The sequence below is a fragment of the Streptomyces angustmyceticus genome (genome assembly GCF_040701845.1).
GTDB classification, from domain to species: Bacteria; Actinomycetota; Actinomycetes; order Streptomycetales; family Streptomycetaceae; genus Streptomyces; species Streptomyces angustmyceticus_A.
In genome coordinates this window covers 500,949-521,554 of sequence record NZ_JBFBHQ010000002.1, presented here as the reverse complement: position 1 = coordinate 521,554, position 20,606 = coordinate 500,949, and the positions used below count along the sequence as shown (strand labels likewise).

The following is a 20,606-nucleotide window of genomic DNA, read 5'->3' as shown; positions in this document are numbered from 1 at the left end:
CCCCCGCCCCCGAAATCCCCCCGGCCACAAGGATCTTGTCGCCCCCGCCATAAGTCCGAGAGCGTGCCGTTCGCCTCTCTAGAATCAGCAGTTATGGAACTTCGGCAGCTGCAGTACTTCGTGGCGGTGGTGGAGGAGGCCAACTTCACGCGGGCGGCCGCCCGGCTGCATCTGGCGCAGCCGGGCGTGAGCGCCCAGATCCGGCAGCTGGAGCGGGAGTTGGGGCAGCCGCTGCTGGACCGCTCCGGCCGTTCGGTGACCACGACGGAGGTGGGCGAGAGCGTCCTCCCGCTTGCGCGGGCCGCGCTCGCCGCCGTCGAGGAGATCCGGCAGACCGTGGACGAGTTCGGCGGGCTGTTGCGCGGCCGGGTCCGGGTCGGCCTGGTCTCCGGCGCCAGCACTCGCAGGTTCGACCTGGCGTCGCTGCTGGCCGATTTCCACGATGCGCACCCGCAGGTCGACATGTCCCTCACCGAGGACACCTCGGAGCGGATGCTCGGCGCACTGCACGACGGCACGCTCGACCTCGCGGTGATCGGCCTCGCGGACGAGGAACCGCCGGCGGGCCTCTCCTGCCGGATCGTGGTCGACGAGCCGCTCGTCGCCGCCGTCGCGCCCGACGACGCCCTTCTGGCGGCGCACGCCGACCGTACGACCGTCCCGCTGGCCGCGCTCCGCGACCGCCCGTTGATCAGTCTGCCGCGCGGTACGGGCCTGCGCGGGGTGCTCGAACGCTGCTGCGCCCAAGCCGGTTTCCGGCCGCGGATCGCCTTCGAGGCGGCCGCCCCACAGGTGCTGGCGCGGCTCGCGGCCCGTGGTCTCGGCGTGGCCGTCGTCCCGGCGCTGCCGGCGGACGAGGCGGCAGCCGCCGGGCTGCGGACGCTGGAGATCACCGATCCCCGGCCGCGCGGCCGGGTCGCCCTGACCTGGCGGACGGCAGGGCCCGCCGGCCCCGCGGCCCGGGCGCTCCTGGGGCGGCTGCGGACCAGCCTGCCCGAGCCGGGAGCCCGCGGGCCGTCACCGTCCGGACCGCGGACCGGGAGCACCCGGCCCGCCGCGGCCGGCGGTCACGCTCACCAGGCCGCGGGCGCGTAGTCCTTCAGGAAGCAGCCGAACAGGTCCTCGCCCGCTTCGCCGCGGACGATCGGGTCGTACACCCGGGCCGCTCCGTCGACGAGGTCGAGGGGTGCGTGGAAGCCCTCCGCGGCCAGGCGCATCTTGTCGGGGTGCGGGCGCTCGTCGGTGATCCAGCCGGTGTCCACGGCCGTCATGAGGATGCCGTCGTTCTCCAGCATTTCCCGGGCGCTGGTCCGGGTGAGCATGTTCAGCGCCGCCTTGGCCATGTTGGTGTGCGGGTGGCCGGGGCCCTTGTAGCCGCGACTGAACTGGCCCTCCATGGCGGAGACGTTGACCACGTACTTCCGGCGCGCCGCGGCCGCTGCCATCGCCGGGCGCAGCCTGCTCACCAGCAGGAAGGGCGCGGTCATGTTGCACAGCTGGACTTCCAGGAGTTCGACCGGGTCGACCTCGTCCACCTTCTGGATCCAGGTGTTGGTGGGGTGCAGATCCGGTACGAGGCCGCCGGCGTCGATCGCGGTGCCCGCCTCGATACGGGCGGGCGTGGTCGAGCCCGTGGTCAGGGCGAGGGCGGTGATGTCCTCCGCGGTCAGCGCGCCGGGTGTTGCGGAGGCGGCGGCGAGGGCGGCGGGGGCGCCGCTGCCGAAGTGGCCGAGGACCACGGAGGCGGGCAGTTCGCCGGCGGGCAGCGGGGCGGACTCGGCGTCGATCAGCTGTCCGTAGGCCTCGGGAGAGCGGCGGACGGTCTGGGCGGCGTTGTTGATCAGGATGTCGAGGGGGCCCTCGGCGCTCACCTCGTCGGCGAGCGCGATGACCTGGGCCGGGTCACGGAGATCGATTCCGACGATCTTCAGCCGGTGCAGCCACTCCGCGCTGTCCGGCATCGCCTTGAAGCGGCGGATGGCGTCGTGGGGGAAGCGGGTGGTGATGGTGGTGTGGGCGCCGTCCCGCAGCAGGCGGAGGGCGATGTACATGCCGATCTTGGCCCGGCCGCCGGTGAGCAGGGCGCGCCGCCCGCTGAGGTCCGTGCGGGCGTCGCGGCGGGACCGGTTCTCCTTGGCGCAGGCCGGGCAGAGCTGGTGGTAGAAGGCGTCGACCTCGACGTAGCGGCTCTTGCAGGTGTAGCAGGACCGGGGCCGCTCCAGGATGCCGGCGATCTCCGTGGTCACCGAGCTGGTGAGGGCCAGCCCCTGGGTCTCGTCGTCGATCCGGTCGGGTGCGCCGGTGGCCGTGGCCGCGGTCACGGCCCGGTCGTTGGCGGTCTTGGCCGCCCGGCGCTCCTGCCGGCGGCGCTGCTTGACCGTGCGGTAGATGCCGGCGGTGGCGCGTCGTATGGTGATCGCGTCCGGGTGGTCGACGGGCAGCGCGTCGAGCTCCTCCAGCACGCTCAGGCAGACCGCCATCCGCTCCGCGTCGATACCCGTGCCCTCGGCCCGGCCTGTTTCGGTCACCGTCATTGCCGCTGCCGCTTCCCTGGGATCGTGTGTTCTATTCGTACTTCGGCGGAACTGTAATGAGACGGGGGCTTCGGTGCCAAACCCGGCGGGGCGCCCACGCCGGTGAGCACGCCCGCCTCGGCGCGCCGGCGCCCCGTACGCACGCCCCGCCGCGCCGCGCCGGTCACGGGTGAGGGGCCCGGCGCGCCTTCCGCACCGGGCCCCTCACCCGCATCGGCCGGCCTTCGTCAGTGCGCCTGGTCGTGGCTCAGCTCGATGTCGAACGCGCCGTGACCGTCGGCCCCCAGGTGCAGCGGGGTGGCGACCGGCGGGTAGCCGGCGGCGATCAGGGTGTACTCACCGCTGTCGAGGTCGGTGAACACGTACTCGCCGTCCTGACCGCTGGTGGCGGTGGCCACCACGTTGCCCGCCGGGTCCAGCAGGGTCACCCGGGCATCGTCCACCGGACCGCCGCGCACCGTACGGACGGTGCCGCGGACCTGGGCGCCGAGCGTCAGCCGCACCTCGTACCAGTTGCGGTCGCCGGAGGTGACCTCCACCTGAAGGGCGGACGGGCGGTGGTGCTCGGCGCTGACGGCCAGGGTGTAGCTGCCCGGGGTCAGTTCACCGAACGCGAAGCCGCCGTCCTGGCCGGCCACGCCCGAGGCGACGACCTCGCCGCGGACGTCGGTGGCCACGACGAGCGCGCCGGGCACCGGGTCGTCGCCCTTCTCCTCGCGGACCTCGCCCGAGAGCCCGGCCGCGCCGCTGAGGGTCAGGTCGAACGACACGGGCTCGCCGCCCACCACCACCGTCACGGCCTGCGGCCGGCGGGCACCCGCCGAGCCGATCAGCACATAGGTGCCGGGGCCCGTCGTGGGCAGGGCGTAGCCGCCGTCGGCCGCGGTCGACGTCCGGCCGAGCTGCCGGCCGCCGACGCTGATCAGGGTGACGGCGGCCTGCGCCACCGGCCGGCCGTCGCCGTCCCGCACCGTTCCCCGGATCGCCGGGCCGGTCGTGCCGGCGCCGCGGTCCGCGGCGCCCGAGGGGACCGCGGCGGGGACCGGTACGGACGGCGCCTCGGCGCCCGCCGCGTCGGCCCCGTCCTCGGCACCGTTCGCCGCACCCTCCGCGGCCTCCCCCGCTCCCGCGGCGGACTCCGCCTCGGCCTGTGCACGCGCCTGCAGGCCGGAGATCTGCCGCAGCGGCACCTCCTTGATGAACCACATCAGCACGAAGGCCAGGGCGACGACGACCGCGCCCATGAGGAACACGGTGTGCATCGAGTCCGCGAAGCCGCGCTTGAACGGCTCGGCCAGCCGCGGGTCGAGGTGCTGGATGAAGGACGAATCGCTGAGCACGCCCGAGGAGTTGCCGTTGCCGGGGTGCTTGAGCATGTCCAGCACCGGCTTGTTGGCGGGGTCGTGCAGCACCGCGGGGTCGCGCAGTGCGGCCTGGAAGCGCTCGGTGGACGCGGCGTCCTTGAACGCCGAGGAGATCTTGTCACCGACCGTGCTGAACAGCACCGACAGGAAGATCGCGGTACCCGCCGTGGCGCCCATCTGACGGAAGAAGGTGGACGAGGCGGTCGCCACGCCCATGTCCCGCGGCGGCACCGCGTTCTGCACGGCCAGCACCAGGGTCTGCATGCAGCCGCCCAGGCCCAGGCCGAAGACCAGCATGTAGATCATGGTCTCCCACAGCGGGGTGTCCCACTGGACCCGGAAGTGGAAGAGCAGCATCGCCGCGATCATCAGCGCGGTGCCGATGATCGGGAAGATCTTGTAGCGGCCGGTCTTGGAGGTGATCTGGCCCGAGGCGATGGAGGCGATGAACATGCCCGCCATCAGCGGCAGCATCTCCAGTCCGGACTTGGTGGGGCTGGCGCCCTTCACGAGCTGGAGGTACTGCGGGATCATCAGCATCCCGCCGAACATGCCCATGCCGATCAGCACGGACAGCAGGCTGGTCTTGCTGAAGGTGCCGTTGCGGAACAGCCGCATCGGGATCAGCGCGTCGTCGCCGATCCACCGCTCCACGAAGATCCAGGCGATGATGCCGACGACGCCGATGACGTAACACGCGATCGACCTCGACGAGTCCCAGCCCCACTCCCGGCCCTGCTCGGCGACGAGCAGCAGCGGAACGACGCCGACGGAGATGGTGAGCGCGCCCCACCAGTCGATGCGGTGATCGCGCCTGGTGTGCGGGATGTTGAGCACCTTCGCGACCACGAACAGCGCGATGATGCCGATCGGCACGTTGACCAGGAAGACCCAGCGCCAGCCGGTGATCCCCAGCAGCTGGTCCTGTCCGGCGAGCGCCCCGCCGATCAGCGGTCCGGCGACGCTGGAGGTGGCGAAGGTGCCCAGCATGTAGCCCTGGTAGCGGGCGCGTTCCCGGGGCGGGACGATGTCACCGATGATCGCCAGCGCCAGGGACATCAGACCGCCCGCGCCCAGGCCCTGCACCGCCCGGAAGGCAGCGAGTTCGGTCATCGAGGTGGAGAACGTGCACAGCACCGAGCCCACGACGAAGATGGTGATCGCCGCCAGGTAGTACGGCTTGCGGCCGTGCAGGTCGGACAGCTTGCCGTACAGCGGGGTGGCGATCGTCGAGGTGATCAGGTACGCGGTGGTCGCCCAGGCCTGCTCGCTGAGGCCGTGCAGATCGTCGGCGATGGTCCGGATGGAGGTGCTGACGATGGTCTGGTCGAGCGCGGCGAGGAACATCCCCAGCATCAAGCCGCTGAGGATGGTGAGGATCTGACGGTGACTCAGGGTCCCGGGTCCGGGTATCGCCTCGGCTCCCGCGGCGGGCGGGGAGGTGGCTGTGCTCATGTACGTATGTCTCCCTGCTCCACGGCCCCGCCCTGGTCTCCCCCGGGGCCCAGCCGTGTGTGTTGTCGTTCTGCCATGTCCTCGTTGAGACGGCCCAGCAGCCGGATGAGGTCGGCCCGGTCGCCGGGCGACCAGGGTTCGAGGAGCGCGGCCAGTTCGGCATCGCGCTGCCGGCGGTAGTGCGCGAAGGCGGCACGCCCCGCGTCGGTCGCCGCCAGCAACGACCCCCGGCGGTCCTCCGGGTCGGGGCGGCGGGTCACCAGTCCCCGCTCGACCAGCGAGCGCACCTGACGGCTGACGGTCGACAGGTCGAGGAACGCGTCGGCGGCCAGATCGGTCGCCCGCTGGTCCCCGCCGACCACCAGCCGGGCCAGCAGCACCCGGTCGGCGGCGCCGCCGTCGGTCTTGGCGCGCTGCTTCCACGCCGCGATCAGCCGGGAGAAGCGGACGATCTCCGTCCCCAGCCCGGCGGCCGCCTCGTCCAGTCCCGACGCGGCGGTGACCTGCCCAGCAGCCCGGTCGCAGGCATGGACCGTGCCCTTACTCATCGTCGTGATCCCTCGCGGTGATGTTGTCGGTCCAAGTTGAACACCTTGCTTGTATCCAGCAAGCATAGCGGCTGGATCCGACTGCTCCGCACCACCAACACCGGGTGACGGGAGCGGCGATGGGGGGTGAGAAGGTACCCACGGCGGCCTCAGCGGTCCGGACCGGCCGCCGCCCCCTCCGATCCGGCCGGGAGACCGTCGTGCACCTTCCCCCTGAACTTCTCGCGCTGCTGCGCCGGCCGAGCACCTGCTTTCTGGCCACCTCGATGCCCGACGGCTCCCCTCAGCTGACCCAGACCTGGGTCGACACCGACGGCACCCATGTGCTGATCAACAGCGTGCGGAGCCATGTGAAGACCCGGAACATCGCGCGCGACCCCCGCGTGGCCGTCGCCGTCAGCGATCCCGACCACCCCGCGCGCTACTTCCAGGTACGCGGCCGGGTGGTCGGGGTCACGACCGAGGGCGCGGTCGAGCACATCGAGCAGCTCGCCCAGAAGTACCTCGGGAAGCCCTACCCGTGGTACGGCGGCCGCGACGAGGAGCGCGTCCTCTTCGTCATCGCGCCGGAGAGCATCAGCGGCACGGGATAGGGGACGGCCGGACCGCCCCGGACGGCGGCGTCCGGGGCGGTCCGGGGCACCCCGGCCCGCTTCAGCCGATGGCGGCCGCGTGGGAGTCCTCGGCGAGGTCCATCTTCGGCGGGGGCCTGCGGAAGCCCTTGGTGAGGTGGGCGAGGTAGGCGATGCCCACCGCCAGCCAGATCAGGCCCAGGAGCTGGGCCTTGGAGTCGAGGTGGGCCAGCAGCCAGATGTCGATGGCCGCGCCGATCGCCGGGGCGACGACGTACGGCAGGACGCGGGGGCGCTCGCCCGCCCGGCGGCCGCGGACGTAGGTGGCGAGGACGCTGAGGTTGACGAAGGTGAAGGCGGTGAAGGCGCCGAAGTTGATGAAGGACGTGGAGGTGGCCACGTTCATGCCCAGGGCGATGAGACCGACGGCGCCGGTGAGCAGGATGTTGAAGACGGGGGTGCGCAGCCGGGGGTGGATCCACCCGAAGGCCCTGCGCGGGAGGACGGCGTCGCGGCCCATGGCGAGCAGCAGCCGGGAGGTGCTGGCCTGGGCGGAGATGCCGGAGGCGAACTGGGCGACGACCAGTCCGGCGAGGAACACCGCGGCGAACACGTCCCCGCCGATGACCCGGGCGATCTCGAAGGCGGCGGAGTCGGCGTCGGCGAAGACGCTGCCGGGGTGGACCAGTTGGGTCGCGTACGCCACCGCGACGAAGATCCCGCCGCCGATGAGGGCGACGAGGAGGATGGCGCGGGGCATGGTCCGCTTCGGCTCCAGGGTCTCCTCGGTGAGGGTGGTGACCGCGTCGAAGCCGAGGAAGGAGTAGGCGGCGATGGCGGCGCCCGCCGAGATGCCGGCCAGGGTGGTGGCGTGGTTGGCGAAGGGCGTGGTGTCGGCGAGCGCGCCCGCGCCGCCGAGCTGGACCACGTGCCGCAGGGACAGCAGCACGAAGAACGCGATCACCAGGAACTGGAAGAGCATCAGCAGGTCGTTGACGCGCTCCGCGGTCCTGATGCCGCGGATGTTGAGTGCCGTGGTCAGCACGATGAAGCCGAGGATCCACACCCAGAACGGGACGCCGGGGAACTGGGCCTGCAGGTAGGCGCCGCCGATCAGCCAGATGACCATGGGCAGGAAGAAGTAGTCCAGCAGTGTCGCCCAGCCGACGAGGAAGCCGATGCGTCCGTCGATGGCCTCCCTGACGTAGGTGTAGGCCGAGCCGGCGACGGGGTACGCGGCCGCCATCTTCCCGTAGCTGTGCGCGGTGAACAGCATGGCGCACAGGGCGAGGAGGTACGCGGTGGGGACGGCGCCCCCGGTGGTGTCGGCCACGACGCCGAAGGTCCCCAGGACGATCAACGGGGTCATGTAGGCGAGTCCGAACAGGACGACGGACTTGAGGGTGAGGGTGCGGGCGAGCGTGTGCTCGGAGGGGTCCATGGGGTGGCTCCGGGGATGTGCCGCGGTACGGGGCGGGGTGGTGCGGGGTGTCAGCCGCCCGTGCCGGGCGGGAACGGGGCGGGTCCTGCGGGCCGCCAGCGGCGCGGGTCGATGCGTCCGTCGTAGAGCGGGAGTTCCAGCGGGACGTCGGTGTCGGTGAACTGGTCCCACATCCGGTTCAGGCCGGCCGTGCCGAACTCCCGCACCCGGCTGACGTCGTCGAGGTCCAGGACGTCGGTGAGGACGGCGGGCCCCTGGCCGGGGGCCTCGGTGCGCACCCGGCCCTCGGGGTCGACGACGAGACTGCGGCCGGTGCCGGTGGGGCCCGCGGTGTTGACGCTGAGCACGAAGACCTGGTTGACGATGGCATTGGCGCGGGCGAGCACCAGTTCCTGCGCCCGGTCGGCGGTGGTGGTCATGACGGGGTTGATGATCACCTCGGCGCCCATCCAGGCGAGGTGGCGGGCCACTTCGGGGAACCAGGCGTCGTAGCAGATCGAGAAGCCGACGCGGCCGGTGCCCGGCAGGTCGAGGACGACGAAGCGGTCCCCGGGGACATAGGGCTCGTGCGGCCGCCACGGGAAGATCTTGCGGTAGGAGGCGGCCGGCCGGCCCTCGGGCGAGAACGCCAGCGCCGTGTTGAACAGTTCGCCGCCCGGCCCCCGCTCGCAGACGCTGCCGGGCACCAGCCAGATGCCCAGGTCGCCGGCGAGCTCGGCGAGCTGCCGGGCACGGGGGCCGTCCAGCGGTTCGGCCGCCGCCCGCAGCTGGTCCTCGGAGGCGTCGGCGGAGCCGGTCACCCCGCACAGGTGCAGCTCGGGGTAGACGACGAGCCGGGTCTGCGGGAAGCGCGCGATCAGCTCCCCGACCTCCTCGGCGAAGCCGGACAGGGGTGCCGCGGCCGGGCGGGGCGGCGCCTGGACGAGGGCTACGGGCAGGGGTCGGGACACGGGCCTCACCTGCGTTCTCACGGGCCGGGCGGGTGCGTCGGACGACGGGCCGCCGGGCGGACAGCACGACCCGCATGAAATTAGAGCAAGATGAGCTCTTATTCAAGAGATCTCATCATGAGATATTTGTTAGGGTGAGCCATGCCCGGAGACCTGCCCGACACCACGGAACCCGAGGCCGTGCGGGGCCTGAACGCCCCGCCGCTGGGCGGCATTCAGCGGCTCTCCGCCCTGGACACGGTGCGCGCCCGTATCGCCCTCGCCGTCGAGCTCGGCCTGCTGGCCCCCGGTGAACGCCTCCCGCCGACCGACAAGATCGCCGCCGCGCTGGGCGTCGGGGACATCACCGTCCGCCGCGCGCTGGCCTCCCTGCACGCCGACGGGGTGCTGGAACGCCGCCGCGGCCGGACCGGCGGCACCCTGGTCGCCGAGCGGCCCGTGAAGGGGACCGTCACCGAGGCCGCGGCCTACCGCGCGGCAGCCGCCGACGTCCACCGGCTGATCGACCACCGGCTCGTCCTGGAATGCGGGGTCGCCCACCTGGCGGCGCTGCACGCCGGCGCACCCGCCCTCGACGACCTCGACCGCCTCGTCGCGGAGATGGACGCCGCCGAGAGCTGGACGGAGTTCCGCCGCCACGACGAGCGGTTCCACCTGGCGGTGGCCGAGGCCACCGGCGTCGCCTTCGCCACCGCCCCGTACGGCGCGGTGCTGCAGGACCTCTACCGCTACTACCTGCCGTATCCGCTGGACACCCTCCGGCGGTCCAACGCCGAACACCGCGCCCTGGTCGACGCGCTGCGCCGCGGCGACCCGGTGGACGCGGCCGAGGTCGCCCGGCGGCACGTCGACCAGCTGCACCGGACGATGTTCGTGGGTCTGATGGACGACGCCGGGGCACGGGCCGGCGGCTGAGCGGGGTACACCGCTCCGTACGGCATGACACGCTGGCCGGCGGACCGGCACCGCAGGGCAGACGGAAGGACATGACGATGAGTTCGCACGGCGGCACCCCCCGGCGGGCAGCGCTCGCGACCTGGCCGACCCCGCTGGAGCCGGCGCCGCGGCTGGCCCGCGCGCTCGGCCTCGGGGCGGACGACCTCTGGATCAAGCGCGAGGACCTCACCGGCCTCGGCGGCGGCGGGAACAAGGTCAGGAAACTGGAGTGGATCTGCGGCGCGGCGCTCGCCGAGGGCGCCACGACCCTGGTGACGACCGGCGCCGCACAGAGCAACCACGCCCGGCTGACCGCGGCCGCCGGCGCGCGGCTCGGGCTCGATGTGGTGCTGGTGCTGGCCGGTGCGGCCGGCTCCTCGACCTCCGGGAACCTCGTCCTCGACGGCCTCTTCGGGGCCACCGTCGTCTGGGCCGGGGAGGTGGACGGCAGCGGGCTCGCGGCCGCGGCGGAGGAGGTGGCGCAGCGGCTCCGGGAGCGGGGAGCCGTCCCGGCGCTGATTCCGCTGGGTGGTTCCAGCCCGCTGGGTGCGTACGGCTATGCCGAGTGCGGGCGCGAACTCCTGGGCCAGGCGCCCGGTCTGGACACCGTCGTCGTCGCCCTGGGATCCGGTGGCACGATGGCCGGCCTGGTGGACACCCTCGGCCCCGGGAAGGTGCTGGGCGTCGACTGCGGCGCGGTGCGCGACCCCGCGGGCACGGTCACCGGCCTGGTCACCGCGCTGTCCGGCACCGTCCACGCACCGGAGAGCCTGCGGCTGCGGCGGGACCAAGTCGGCGCCGGGTACAGCACGTTGACCGAGGAGTCGATGGACGCCCTGACGCTGGCGGGCCGTACGGAGGGCATCGCGCTCGACCCGGTCTACACCGGGCGCGCGCTGGCCGGGCTGCGGGCGGCGGTGCGGGACGGGAGCGTGGTTCCCGGGCGGCGCACCGTCCTGCTGCACTCCGGCGGGCTGCCCGGTCTGTTCGGCCACAGCGACGCCGTCGCCCGGTGCCAGGAAGCGCTCACGGTCCTGCCGTTCCACGAGTGAGCGCGGCGGCGCGGACGCCGGGCCGGAGGTCAGATCTCGGGGAAGGCGTCGGGGACGCCGAGGGTTCCCGCGACGGCGTGCCAGATGGCCGCCTGGGCGGCGGGGAGGTCGATGCGGGGGTCGCCCAGCATCAGCCGGATGCCGAACCCGTCGCTCAGGGAGACCAGCAGGGTGCTGATCGCCTCCACATCGCAGTCGGTGAACTCGCCCGACGCGATGCCCCGCCGGATGGCCTCGCCGATCCAGGTGTGCAGCTGGTCGTACAGGTCGACGGCGAAATGCCGGGCGGTCTCGTCGCGCAGGGCCCGCACCCACAGCTCCTGCCACAGCCGCCAGTCCTGCCGCAGCTCGGGGTCGGTGGGCAGCATGTTGTGCAGGATGCGGGCGAGGACCACCGAGGCGGGTACCGAGTCGGCGTCCCGTTCGAGTTCCGTGCCGGTCTGGGCGAAGGAATGGGTCATCGCCTCGGCGAAGAGCCGCTCACGGTTCTCGAAGTGGTAGTGGAGCAGGGCGGTGGACACACCGGCGTGTTCCGCGACCATCCGCATACGGATCTTCTCGAAGCCGACCTCGGCGATCACTTCGCACGCGGCGGACAGGATCCGTTCCCGCGTTTCGAGAGTGCGTTCAGCCTTGGCCACGTGAGTGCTCCCCGGGTCGGTGTCGGTGTCCTCGGCGGTCCCGGCGGGGCCGCCGGGTCCATCTTCCCGCATCGGCGCCCTCGGCGGTCCGCCGCCCGGCGGGCTCAGGGGTAGGGGTGGAAGCCCCGGCCCGACTTGCGGCCGAGGAGGCCCGCGTCGACCATCCGGGCCAGCAGCGGCGGGGGCGCGTAGCGGGGTTCGCGGAACTCCTCGTAGAGCGATTCGGCGATCGCGCGCGTCGTGTCGAGGCCGATCAGGTCGGCCAGGGCGAGCGGCCCCAGCGGGTGGGCGCAGCCCAGCCGCATCCCGCGGTCGATGTCGTCCGCCGAGGCCGTGCCGGACTCGACCATCCGCACCGCGTCCAGCAGGTAGGGCACGAGCAGGGCGTTGACGATGAACCCGGCGCGGTCCGCGGCGTGCACCACCTCCTTGCCCAGCACGTCGGCGGCGAAGGCGTGCGTCCTGCGGGCGGTGTCCTCGCCGGTCAGCAGGGAGGGCACCAGCTCGACGAGCGGCAGCGCCGGAACGGGGTTGAAGAAGTGCAGGCCGATGACCTGCTGGGGACGGGCGGTGGCGGAGGCGAGACGGATGACGGGAAGGGAGGAGGTGTTGGTCGCCAGGATCGCGTCCGGGCGCCGGACCACCTCGTCGAGCCGGTTGAAGACGGCCAGCTTCGCCCGCTCGTCCTCGGCGACGGCCTCGACGACCAGGTCGCGGTCCGCCAGCGCCGCCAGGTCGGTGGTGACCGTGATCCGGGCGAGTGCGGCGTCCCGGTCCCCGGTGGAGAGCCTGCCGGCCGCCGTGGCGCGTTCCAGGGAGCCGGTGATCCGGCGGAGCCCGGCGTCCGCGGCGGCCGGGCCGGTCTCGACGACGTGCACCGCCCGGCCCGCCCGGGCACACACCTCGGCGATGCCGGAGCCCATCAGGCCGCAGCCCACGACCCCGACTGTTTCGACTGCTCGCTCCGACATCGCTCCTCCTGGGCCGGTGTTGCGGGACGTCTCGCGGGTCCCGCCCGGCGGGTGAGGGGTGCCGGGCGGGGTACGGCGGGGGCGGGTCCGGGTAACCCCGGCCGGTGACCGGGGCACCCGGCCGGGTCAGGAGGCGGTGGGCAGTTGCAGGACGCCCGTGCCCCGCTTGACCAGTTCACCGGCGATGATCAGGCGCTGGATCTCGGAGGTGCCCTCCCAGATGCGGTCCACCCGCAGCTCGCGGTAGAGCCGCTCGACCGGGTAGGACCGGTCGTAGCCGCGGCCGCCGAAGATCTGCACGCACCGGTCGATGACCCGGCCCGCGGCCTCGCTCGCCGCGAGCTTGGCGATCGCCGCCTTGGCGTGCAGGGTCTTGCGGTCGACGGTGCCCTCGTCGACCTCCCAGGCGACCTGGTGGGCGTAGGCCCGGTTGACCGCGATGTCGACCGCGCAGTCCGCCAGCATCCCCTGCACCAGCTGGAAGTCGGCGATCGGCGACCCGAACTGCCGGCGCTCCACCGCCCAGTCCCGCGCCAGCCGGAGCGCCCGCTCGGCGGCGCCGGTGGTGCGGGCCGCGATCATCAGCCGTTCCTCGGTGAACCAGGACCGGGTGATGTCATAGCCGTTGCCCACTCCCCCGAGCACGGCGTCCTCGGGGACCGTCACCTCGGTGAAGGTGAACTCGGGGTGCTCGTAGACGAAGGTGTGCATGAAGCGCGGCACCCGGGTCATCTCGATGCCGGGGGTGTCCTTGTCGACGAGGAAGAGCGTCGGCTCCCGGTCCGGACCCGCCGCGGCGAGGACGATCATGAAGTCGGCGTGGTCGCCGACGGTCACGAACCACTTCTCGCCGTTCAGCGTCCAGCCGTCGGCCGTCCGCGTCGCGGTCGTCGCCAGGTTCTGCGGGTCGGATCCGGCACCGGGTTCGGTCACCGCGTAGCAGTCGCGCCGCTCGCCGCGGATGACCGGTTCGAGGTAGCGCGCGCGCTGTGCGGGGGTGCAGAAACGCAGGGCGTTGGCGGGGCGCCAGACGGTGTCCCACAGGGCGCCGGTGAGTTGCCCCAACTCCTCCTGGACGATGGCCTGTTCCAGGATGGTCAGCCCGGCGCCGCCCCACTCCCGGGGCATGTTGACGGCCTGCAGACCGGAGGCGAGGACGGCGTCGCGGATGGCGGCGTGGTCGTCCGCCGTCAGGCCGTTGTTCTCCTCGCAGTCGGTTTCGTACGCGGTGAGGGTCTCGGTGAGCTCGCGCGCGGTGCGCTTGAGGTCCGCCTGGCGGGGGGTGAGACGGAAGTCCATGTCTGTCCTCGGAGTCGATGGGGTGCCGGGTGGGTGGTGGCCGCGGGTCAGGGCAGGGGCAGGTCGAGGGCGCGGGTGCCGCGCTTGATGAGCTCGTTGGCGATGATCAGACGCTGGATCTCCGAGGTGCCCTCCCAGATGCGGTCCACCCGCAGCTCGCGGTAGAGCCGCTCGACCGGGTAGGACCGGTCGTAGCCGCGGCCGCCGAAGATCTGCACGCACCGGTCGATGACCCGGCCCGCCGCCTCGCTCGCCGCGAGCTTGGCCGTCGAGGCCTTGGCGTGCAGCGCCTTGGGGTCGGCGCCCGGCTGGTCGGCCTCCCAGGCGACCTGGTGGGTGTAGGCCCGGTTGACGGCGATGTCCACCGCGCAGTCCGCCAGCATCCCCTGCACCAGCTGGAAATCGGCGATCGGCGACCCGAACTGCCGGCGCTCCACCGCCCGGTCCCGCGCCAGTGCGAGGGCCCGTTCCGCGGCGCCGGTGGTGCGGGCCGCGATCATCAGCCGTTCGTCGGTGAACCATTCCTTGGTGAGTTCGTAGCCGTTGCCGACGCCGCCGAGGACGTCCTCGTCGGGCACGAAGACGTCGGTGAAGGTGAACTCGGGGTGCCCGTTCACCGCGGAGTGCATGAAGCGCGGCACCCGGGTCATCCGCACGCCCGGTGCCTGCTTGTCGACGAAGAAGAGGGTGGCGGCCCGCTCCGGTCCCGCGTCCGCCTGCACCAGCAGGAAGTCGGCGATGTCCCCGCAGGTGACGAACCACTTCTCGCCGTTGAGCAGCCAGCCGCCCTCGGTGCGGGTGGCGGTGCTGGTGCCGGAGGAGGGGTCCGAGCCCGCGCCGGGTTCGGTCACCGCGAAGGCGTCGAAGCGCTCGCCCCGGATGACGGGGAGGAGGTACTTCTCGCGCTGGGCCTCGGTGCCGTACGCCAGCACGTTCGCGGGCCGCCAGGGGATGTCCCACAGGCAGTTGGTGACCTTGCCGAACTCCTCCTCGACGATGACCTGGTCGAGCAGCGAGAGCCCGGGGCCGCCCCACTTCTCGGGCATGTTGATGGCGTAGACACCGGCGTCGATCGCCGCCCGGGTCAGTTCCCGGACGGTGTCGGCCGGCAGCGGCCCGCCGGCCTCCTCGGCCTGGTCCTCGTAGCGGAAGAGCAGCTCGGTGTAGGCGGCGGCGCGGGCCTTCAGATCGGCCTGTCGGGCGGTGTAGCGGAAGTCCATGGTTCCTCCGGGGCGGCGGGCGGGGCGGGCGTCAGGCCAGTACGGCGCGGGCGTCGAGGGCGAGGGCGCCGTCCGGGCGGACGAGCAGCGGATTGACCTCGATCTCCGCGATCTCGGGGTGGGCGGCGGCGAGCGTGGTGAGACGCTCGATCACGGCCGCCGCCGCGGTCAGATCGACGGCGGGGCGGCCGCGGACGCCGTGGAGGAGCGCGGCGGTCCGCAGCCCGGTCAGCAGTTGTGCGGCGCGGGCCGCCGGGACGGGCGCGAGTGCGAAGGCGACGTCGTGCAGGGCCTCGGTGAGCACTCCGCCCAGTCCGACCATGGCGACCGGGCCGAACCGGGGGTCGCGGTGCACCCCCACGATCAGCTCGACGCCGTCGGTCAGGTCGGCCATCGCCTCGACGGAGTAGGAGGCGGCGCCGAGCCGGGCGTGCATCTCCCGGAAGGCGGTGACGAGCGCGGCCCGGTCCGGCAGGCCCAGGGCGACCCCGCCGGCGTCGGACTTGTGCAGGAGGTGGAGGGCCTTGAGGACGTACGGTCCCCCGAACGCGTCGGCCGCGGCGAGAAGTTGGGCCTCATCGGTGATCTCACGGGCCTCGGGGAAGGGCACCCCGCCGGCGCTCAGCAGGGCGCGTACGCCGTGGTAGCCGGGGTCGCGCAGCGGTGCCGCGGCCGGTGGCAGCGGGCGCACGCCGGGCGGGCCGGCGGCCTCGTCCGCGGTCATGGCGGCCAGCGCGCGGGCGGCGTCCTCGGTGGCGGCGAACACCGGTATGCCCGCCTCGACCAGCGTCCGGCAGCTGGGGGCGTCCGGGAACATCGACTGCACCACTAGGGGTTTGGCGGTGCTCGCCGCATGGGCGGCCATCTGCTGCGCGGTCTCCAGCTCGCCCGCCGCGAGGGCGCTCCCGCCGCCCGCGGTGCCGCTCTCGGCCGCCGGGCCGCCCAGGCCGCCGGTCGCCGCCGAGTAGCCGCCGAAGTACCCGGTCAGCACGACGGAGTCGACCTCGTCCAGGGCGAGCAGGACGCCGACGGTGTCGCCGTAGGAGTGCGGGTTTTGCTCCCCCATCCCGGCGAGGTCGACGGGGTTGCCCACCGCGGACTGTTCCCACAGCAGTGTCCTGAGCCGCTGCTGTGCGGCGGGCCCGAGTTCGGGGACGGCCAGCCCGGCGGTTTCGGTGGCGTCGGCGGCGATGGCACCGTGGCCGCCGCCGTCCGTGCAGACCGCGGTGCGGTGTCCGGTGGCGCGCCGCCCCCCGTTCAGCGCGGCGAGGACAACGGTCATCTCGTGGGGTGTGGCGACCAGTTGGACGCCCGCGTCGCGGCAGGCGGCGGCCACGACGTCGGCGGAGGTGGTCAGGGCGCCGGTGTGGGACTGCGCGCTGCGCGCGGAGGCGGCGCCCCGCCCGGCGGTGAGCAGGACCACCGGTTTGCCCGCGGCGGCGGCCGCCTCGGCGAAGGCCCGGCCGTCGCCGAAGTCCTCCGCGTAGACGGCGATGGCCCGGGTGGTGTCGTGCCGGGCGGCGTCCTCGATCAGGTCGACGAGGGTGACGTCGGCCTGGTTGCCCAGCGAGACGAAGCGGGAGAAGCCCAGCCCGTGCGGGGCGCAGCGGAGTTGGAGTTCGAGCGCGAGGTTGCCGCTCTGGCTCAGCAGGGCGATGCCGCCGGGGGCGAAGCGGTCCGAGGCGAGGTAGAGCTCGGTGGTGTTGTCGGCGATGCCGAGGCAGTTCGGGCCGACGAGGACGGCGCCGGCGGCGCGCACCCGGTCGGCGACGGCCTGTTGGCGGGCCAGTCCGGCGGGGCCGGTCTCGGCGAAACCGGCGGTGATGCCGACGAGGGCGCGGGCCCCGCAGGCGAGCGCGTCGTCGACGGCGGCCTCGAAGCCGGGACCCGGTACGGCGATCACCACGAGGTCGACGGGTTGGCCGATCCCGGCGAGGGAGGTGGCCGCGGTGCGCCCGAGGACCGTGCCGCCCCGGCGGTTCACCAGGTGGACGGGCCGGCGGTCGGGGGCCCGCAGGGCCTGGGCGGCGACCGCATGGCCGTACTTCGCCGGGTCGTCGCTGGCCCCGACCACCGCGACCGACTTCGGGTCGAACAGCGCCGACAGATCACGTCCCATGGTCACCTCTCCAGCCGGAGCGCGGAGTTGGGGCAGGCCTCGGCGGCGGCGCGGGCGGCGTCCTCAAAGGCGCCCGGCGCGGGGTCGGCGGTGACGACGGCGTAGCCGAACTCGTCGAGGTCGATGAGGTCCGGTGCGGGTTCCTGGCACAGGCCGTAGCCCTGGCAGCGGGTGGCGTCGAGACGGAGTTTCACGGCGGTCGTCCTTTCAGCGGGGGGAGGCGGCGGAGCGGGGGCGGGGCACGGGACGGCGGGCGACGTGCGGGACGGGCACGGTGAGCCGGCCGGTGTCGGCGGGCGCGGCGCAGCCCGGGCAGGGGGCGTCGAGGTGGGCACGGACCAGGTCGGGGAAGGCGCGCAGCAGGCTGCCGGCCGTGCCCGCAGCGGCGTCGAGCAGGCCGCAGGCGCCCCGGCCCGGCAGCGAGGTGGACCAGCGCCGCAGCCGGGTGAGGAGGCCCGCGTCGGCGGTGCCGTTCGTCAGGGCGCCGAGGGCGTCGCGCACCGAGCCGGTGCCCGCGACGCAGATGCCGCACTGCCGGGCGCTCTCGGCGGCGAGATGGGCGACGGCGGCGGAGGCGAGGGACACCGGGCACTCGTCGGGGGCGAGGAAGCGGATCGCCCCGCAGCCCAGCGCCGTGCCCGCGGCCGCGAGGGTGTCGGGGTCCAGCGCGAGGTCGAGCCGGCCGGGGCCGAGCAGTCCGCCGAAGAGGCCGCCCATGAGGACGCCGGCCGGCTCGGGGGTGCCCTGGGCCCGCGCGAGGGTCCGCAGGGTGCAGCCGTAGGGCACCTCGGCGAGCAGGGGTTCGGCGCCACGTCCGGCGAGCGTGACCAGGGTGGCGCGGGCGGCCGGGCGCCGGCGGTCCGGCTGTGCGGCGATGAGCGCGATCCGGGCCAGGGTCTCGACGTTGGCGACGAGGGTCGGGGCCCCGCCGACGCCCTGCTGGAAGGGGCGGGGCGGTTTGGCGGTGGGGAGGGCGGGGCCGCCGTTGATCCGGCGGACCACGGCGGTCTCCTCCCCCGCGACATAGGTGTGCGCGGTGTCGACGACGTCGCACGGCAGCCGGGGCGCCCGCTCGGCGAGCGCACGGCGGATCCGCTCACCCGCCGCGGTGTCGGAGACGTAGACATAGCCGCGTTCCGCGCCGGTGATCTCCGCGGCACGCGCCAGCCCGTCCAGGACCAGGTGCGGGCGGGCCCGCAGCAGCCAGCGGTCCTTGACGGAGCCGGGCTCGCCCTCCTCGCCGTTGGCCACGACGACGGGGCGGGGCCCGGCGTCCCGGACGGCGCGGAGTTTCGCCGCGGTGGGGAAGCCGGCGCCGCCGCGTCCGCGCAGGCCGTCGAGGCGGTCGAGGAGCTCCGCCGCGCCGATCGCGCCGCGGTAGCCGCCGGCGGCCAGATACGCCCGGGCGTCCTCGGTCACGCCCGGTGCCGCACCCAGCACGGAGGGGTTACCCGGCGGTATCAGGGAGTCGATCCCGGTCATCCTCGGTCTCCGTCCGGTGGGGCGGTGCGCAGGGTGCGCACCACGCGTTCCAGGGCGCTGCGGTCCGCGGCCGTCCGGTCGTACCCCGGTCCGGGGAGGCCGATCAGCATGCGGTGGTGGTCGAGCACGACCTCGGCCGCGCGGAGGGCGGCCCGGCGGTCGCCGGGGCGGTCACGGCCGGCGACCGCCGTCACCAGGCCGGTCACCTCGGCGAGGTAGCGCAGCCAGCCGCGCTGGGTGCCGTGCAGGATCAGGCGCTCGACGCGGCGCCGTTCGGCCTCGGCCGCCTCCTCGGGGGTCCTGGCCGTCCGCCGTGCGGCGGTGCGCAGGGCCGCGACGGTGGCGGGCAGTTCCCGTTCGGGTTCGGGGGTGAGCCCGAGCCAGATCAGGTTCCGACGACCGCTCATGCGTGCCTCCGGGGAGAGGGGTGGGATGCCGGGCCGGGGCCGCCGGATGGGGGCGTTGCCGTGGCCCGGCGCCGGGGTGAGGTGGCGTTGCGGGGTGCGGCCTGCGGATCGGGGCGCGGCGCGCCCGCTCGCTTCCGGGATCCGTGCGGCGGAGCGCCGGAGCAGCGACACGACTAAGCTAACTAATCAATTAGTCAGGACACAAGTCTTGACTTCGTTGAAACCCGCCAGCAATCTGACTGACCAATTAGTCAGCACGGATCCGGTGCGCCGGTCCAGGGACGTTCCACCGCGCCCTGCCCGCCACGGCCCCGGGCCTCCCGTGCGGCATGGAGGAGTGACCCCGATGCACCCCGAAGCCACCACGACAGCGACGGCACAGGACGTCCCCGGGCAGGCCCTGCCCGCCCGCTACTACACCGACCCGGCCACGGCCGCCGCCGAGACGCGGCACATCTTCGCCAGGTCCTGGCAGCTCGTGTGCCACGAGTCCGACCTCCCCGGCCCCGGCGCCCGGCTCGCCGCCACCGTCGCCGACCGCGAGGTCCTGGTCGTCCGCACCGAGGACGGCGGCCTGGCCGGACACCTCAATGTGTGCCGGCACCGCGGCACCCGCCTGGTCGCCGCCCCCGAGTCGTCCGGCAAGGCCATCCGCTGCCCGTACCACGGCTGGACGTACAAGCTCGACGGGCGGCTGGTCGGCGCGCCCGAAGCGCGGCAGATCCCCTGCCTGGACAAACCCGCCCTCGGCCTCTTCCCGGTCCGGGTGGAGTCGTTCCTGGGGTTCGTCTTCGCCAACCTCGACCCGGACGCCGTGCCGCTGGCCGAGCAGTGCGCCGGGCTGGCCGAGGCCGTCGGCCACTACGCGGGGACCGATCTGGTGCCGGTCGGACGCAGCCGCATCCACGACCTGGCCGGCGCGGAAGTGCAGGAGGCCAACTGGAAGGTCGCCGTCGACAACTACCTGGAGGGCTACCACGTCCCGGTCGCCCACCCCGGGCTGATGCGGCTGCTCGACTACCAGGGCTACACCAGCGAGATCGACGAGTCCTACGTCCTCTTCGCCTCGCCGCTGCGCGACAAGCCCTCCTCGAACTGGGCCGAGCGGCTCTACCAGCGCCTCGCCTCCCCCATGCCCGGCCTGACCGAGGCCGACCGGCGGATCTGGCGGTACGCGGTGATCTACCCCAACACACTCATCGACTTCTACCCCGACCATGTGCTTGCCTGGACCGCCATACCGACGGCGGTCGACCGGGTGGCCGTCCCCGGCGCGTTCTACACGCGGCGCGGGACGAGTGCGCGGACCCGGCTCGCGCGCCGGCTCAACATCCACATCGGCTGGATCACCAATGACGAAGACGCCGAACTGGTGTCCCGGGTGCAAAAAGGCCTCGGCACCCCGGGCTTCGAGCCGGGCCCCCTGTCCCGCCGCGAGGCCGCGGTCGGCTGGTTCGCCGACCGGGTACGCACCGACCTCGGTGGCGCGATGCGCTGACCCGCACCGGTGAGACAGCGCCACGAGCCGTCCCCCTCGGCGCGCGACGCCCCGCGCCACGGCTGACAGGTCCCGCACGGAGGACAGGGCTTCCGTGCATCCGCGACCGCTCCCTGA

At 73.5% G+C, this 20,606-nt stretch carries 18 protein-coding genes; 5 read left to right on the top strand and 13 right to left on the bottom strand.

The features are described from left to right. Nucleotides 1-93: 93 nt before the first annotated feature. A complete protein-coding gene (locus tag AB0411_RS06280) occupies nucleotides 94-1,095 on the top strand; it encodes a LysR family transcriptional regulator (protein ID WP_366416065.1) in 1,002 nt (333 codons plus the stop codon). On the opposite strand, the gene AB0411_RS06275 is transcribed toward AB0411_RS06280, so the two are convergent. The 3 genes from AB0411_RS06275 to AB0411_RS06265 form a co-directional block, all read right to left on the bottom strand. Then, the gene (locus AB0411_RS06275; protein WP_366416064.1) at nucleotides 1,074-2,534 is read right to left on the bottom strand and encodes an SDR family NAD(P)-dependent oxidoreductase; all 1,461 of its coding nucleotides are present in this window, start codon (nucleotides 2,532-2,534) and stop codon (nucleotides 1,074-1,076) included. The genes AB0411_RS06280 and AB0411_RS06275 overlap by 22 nt on opposite strands. Nucleotides 2,535-2,761: 227 nt before the next feature. Continuing rightward, nucleotides 2,762-5,353 carry an MFS transporter gene (locus AB0411_RS06270; protein WP_366416063.1) on the bottom strand — a complete coding sequence of 864 codons (2,592 nt, stop codon included), beginning with the start codon at nucleotides 5,351-5,353 and terminating at the stop codon, nucleotides 2,762-2,764. After that, nucleotides 5,350-5,901 carry a MarR family winged helix-turn-helix transcriptional regulator gene (locus AB0411_RS06265; RefSeq protein ID WP_366416062.1) on the bottom strand — a complete coding sequence of 184 codons (552 nt, stop codon included), beginning with the start codon at nucleotides 5,899-5,901 and terminating at the stop codon, nucleotides 5,350-5,352. Before AB0411_RS06265 ends, AB0411_RS06270 begins: the two co-directional genes overlap by 4 nt. 200 nt (nucleotides 5,902-6,101) lie before the next feature. Between AB0411_RS06265 and AB0411_RS06260 the strand changes: the two genes are divergently transcribed. Continuing rightward, on the top strand, nucleotides 6,102-6,494 hold the full coding sequence (locus tag AB0411_RS06260; protein WP_366416061.1) for a PPOX class F420-dependent oxidoreductase: 393 nt from the start codon (nucleotides 6,102-6,104) through the stop codon (nucleotides 6,492-6,494). Nucleotides 6,495-6,555: 61 nt separating this feature from the next. On the opposite strand, the gene AB0411_RS06255 is transcribed toward AB0411_RS06260, so the two are convergent. Together AB0411_RS06255 and AB0411_RS06250 are read right to left on the bottom strand one after the other, a co-directional pair. After that, nucleotides 6,556-7,914, bottom strand: a complete 1,359-nt coding sequence (locus tag AB0411_RS06255) for an APC family permease (protein WP_366416059.1) — start codon at nucleotides 7,912-7,914, stop codon at nucleotides 6,556-6,558. 50 nt (nucleotides 7,915-7,964) lie between these two features. Further along, entirely contained in the window at nucleotides 7,965-8,864 is a 900-nt protein-coding gene (locus AB0411_RS06250; RefSeq protein WP_366416058.1) for a carbon-nitrogen hydrolase family protein, read from the bottom strand. A gap of 141 nt (nucleotides 8,865-9,005) precedes the next feature. On the opposite strand from AB0411_RS06250, the gene AB0411_RS06245 reads away from it, so the two are divergent. Together AB0411_RS06245 and AB0411_RS06240 are read left to right on the top strand one after the other, a co-directional pair. Further along, on the top strand, nucleotides 9,006-9,779 hold the full coding sequence (locus AB0411_RS06245) for a FadR/GntR family transcriptional regulator (RefSeq protein WP_366416056.1): 774 nt from the start codon (nucleotides 9,006-9,008) through the stop codon (nucleotides 9,777-9,779). Nucleotides 9,780-9,856: 77 nt separating this feature from the next. Further along, nucleotides 9,857-10,852, top strand: a complete 996-nt coding sequence (locus AB0411_RS06240) for a D-cysteine desulfhydrase family protein (RefSeq protein ID WP_366416055.1) — start codon at nucleotides 9,857-9,859, stop codon at nucleotides 10,850-10,852. 29 nt (nucleotides 10,853-10,881) lie between these two features. Here the strand turns inward: AB0411_RS06240 and AB0411_RS06235 are convergent, their stop codons facing one another. The 8 genes from AB0411_RS06235 to AB0411_RS06200 form a co-directional block, all read right to left on the bottom strand. Next, entirely contained in the window at nucleotides 10,882-11,493 is a 612-nt protein-coding gene (locus AB0411_RS06235; RefSeq protein WP_366416053.1) for a TetR/AcrR family transcriptional regulator, read from the bottom strand. Between the two features lie 104 nt (nucleotides 11,494-11,597). Further along, complete coding sequence (locus tag AB0411_RS06230) at nucleotides 11,598-12,464, bottom strand: 3-hydroxybutyryl-CoA dehydrogenase (RefSeq protein WP_366416052.1); 867 nt, start codon at nucleotides 12,462-12,464, stop codon at nucleotides 11,598-11,600. 126 nt (nucleotides 12,465-12,590) lie between these two features. Beyond that, the gene (locus AB0411_RS06225) at nucleotides 12,591-13,763 is read right to left on the bottom strand and encodes an acyl-CoA dehydrogenase family protein (protein WP_366416051.1); all 1,173 of its coding nucleotides are present in this window, start codon (nucleotides 13,761-13,763) and stop codon (nucleotides 12,591-12,593) included. A gap of 47 nt (nucleotides 13,764-13,810) precedes the next feature. Next, the gene (locus AB0411_RS06220) at nucleotides 13,811-14,983 is read right to left on the bottom strand and encodes an acyl-CoA dehydrogenase family protein (protein ID WP_366416050.1); all 1,173 of its coding nucleotides are present in this window, start codon (nucleotides 14,981-14,983) and stop codon (nucleotides 13,811-13,813) included. Nucleotides 14,984-15,014: 31 nt separating this feature from the next. Next, nucleotides 15,015-17,102: an acetate--CoA ligase family protein gene (locus AB0411_RS06215; protein ID WP_366416049.1), complete on the bottom strand. Its 2,088-nt coding sequence runs from the start codon at nucleotides 17,100-17,102 to the stop codon at nucleotides 15,015-15,017. Nucleotides 17,103-17,104: 2 nt separating this feature from the next. Then, nucleotides 17,105-17,296, bottom strand: coding sequence for a ferredoxin (locus AB0411_RS06210; protein ID WP_366416048.1), 192 nt, complete (start codon nucleotides 17,294-17,296; stop codon nucleotides 17,105-17,107). Nucleotides 17,297-17,309: 13 nt separating this feature from the next. Next, nucleotides 17,310-18,584 (bottom strand): NADH-ubiquinone oxidoreductase-F iron-sulfur binding region domain-containing protein, encoded by a 1,275-nt coding sequence (locus tag AB0411_RS06205; RefSeq protein WP_366416046.1) that lies wholly within the window; start codon nucleotides 18,582-18,584, stop codon nucleotides 17,310-17,312. Continuing rightward, nucleotides 18,581-18,991 (bottom strand): hypothetical protein, encoded by a 411-nt coding sequence (locus AB0411_RS06200; RefSeq protein WP_366416045.1) that lies wholly within the window; start codon nucleotides 18,989-18,991, stop codon nucleotides 18,581-18,583. Before AB0411_RS06200 ends, AB0411_RS06205 begins: the two co-directional genes overlap by 4 nt. Before the next feature lie 346 nt (nucleotides 18,992-19,337). Between AB0411_RS06200 and AB0411_RS06195 the strand changes: the two genes are divergently transcribed. Continuing rightward, on the top strand, nucleotides 19,338-20,489 hold the full coding sequence (locus AB0411_RS06195; RefSeq protein ID WP_366416044.1) for an aromatic ring-hydroxylating oxygenase subunit alpha: 1,152 nt from the start codon (nucleotides 19,338-19,340) through the stop codon (nucleotides 20,487-20,489). Nucleotides 20,490-20,606 lie beyond the last annotated feature (117 nt).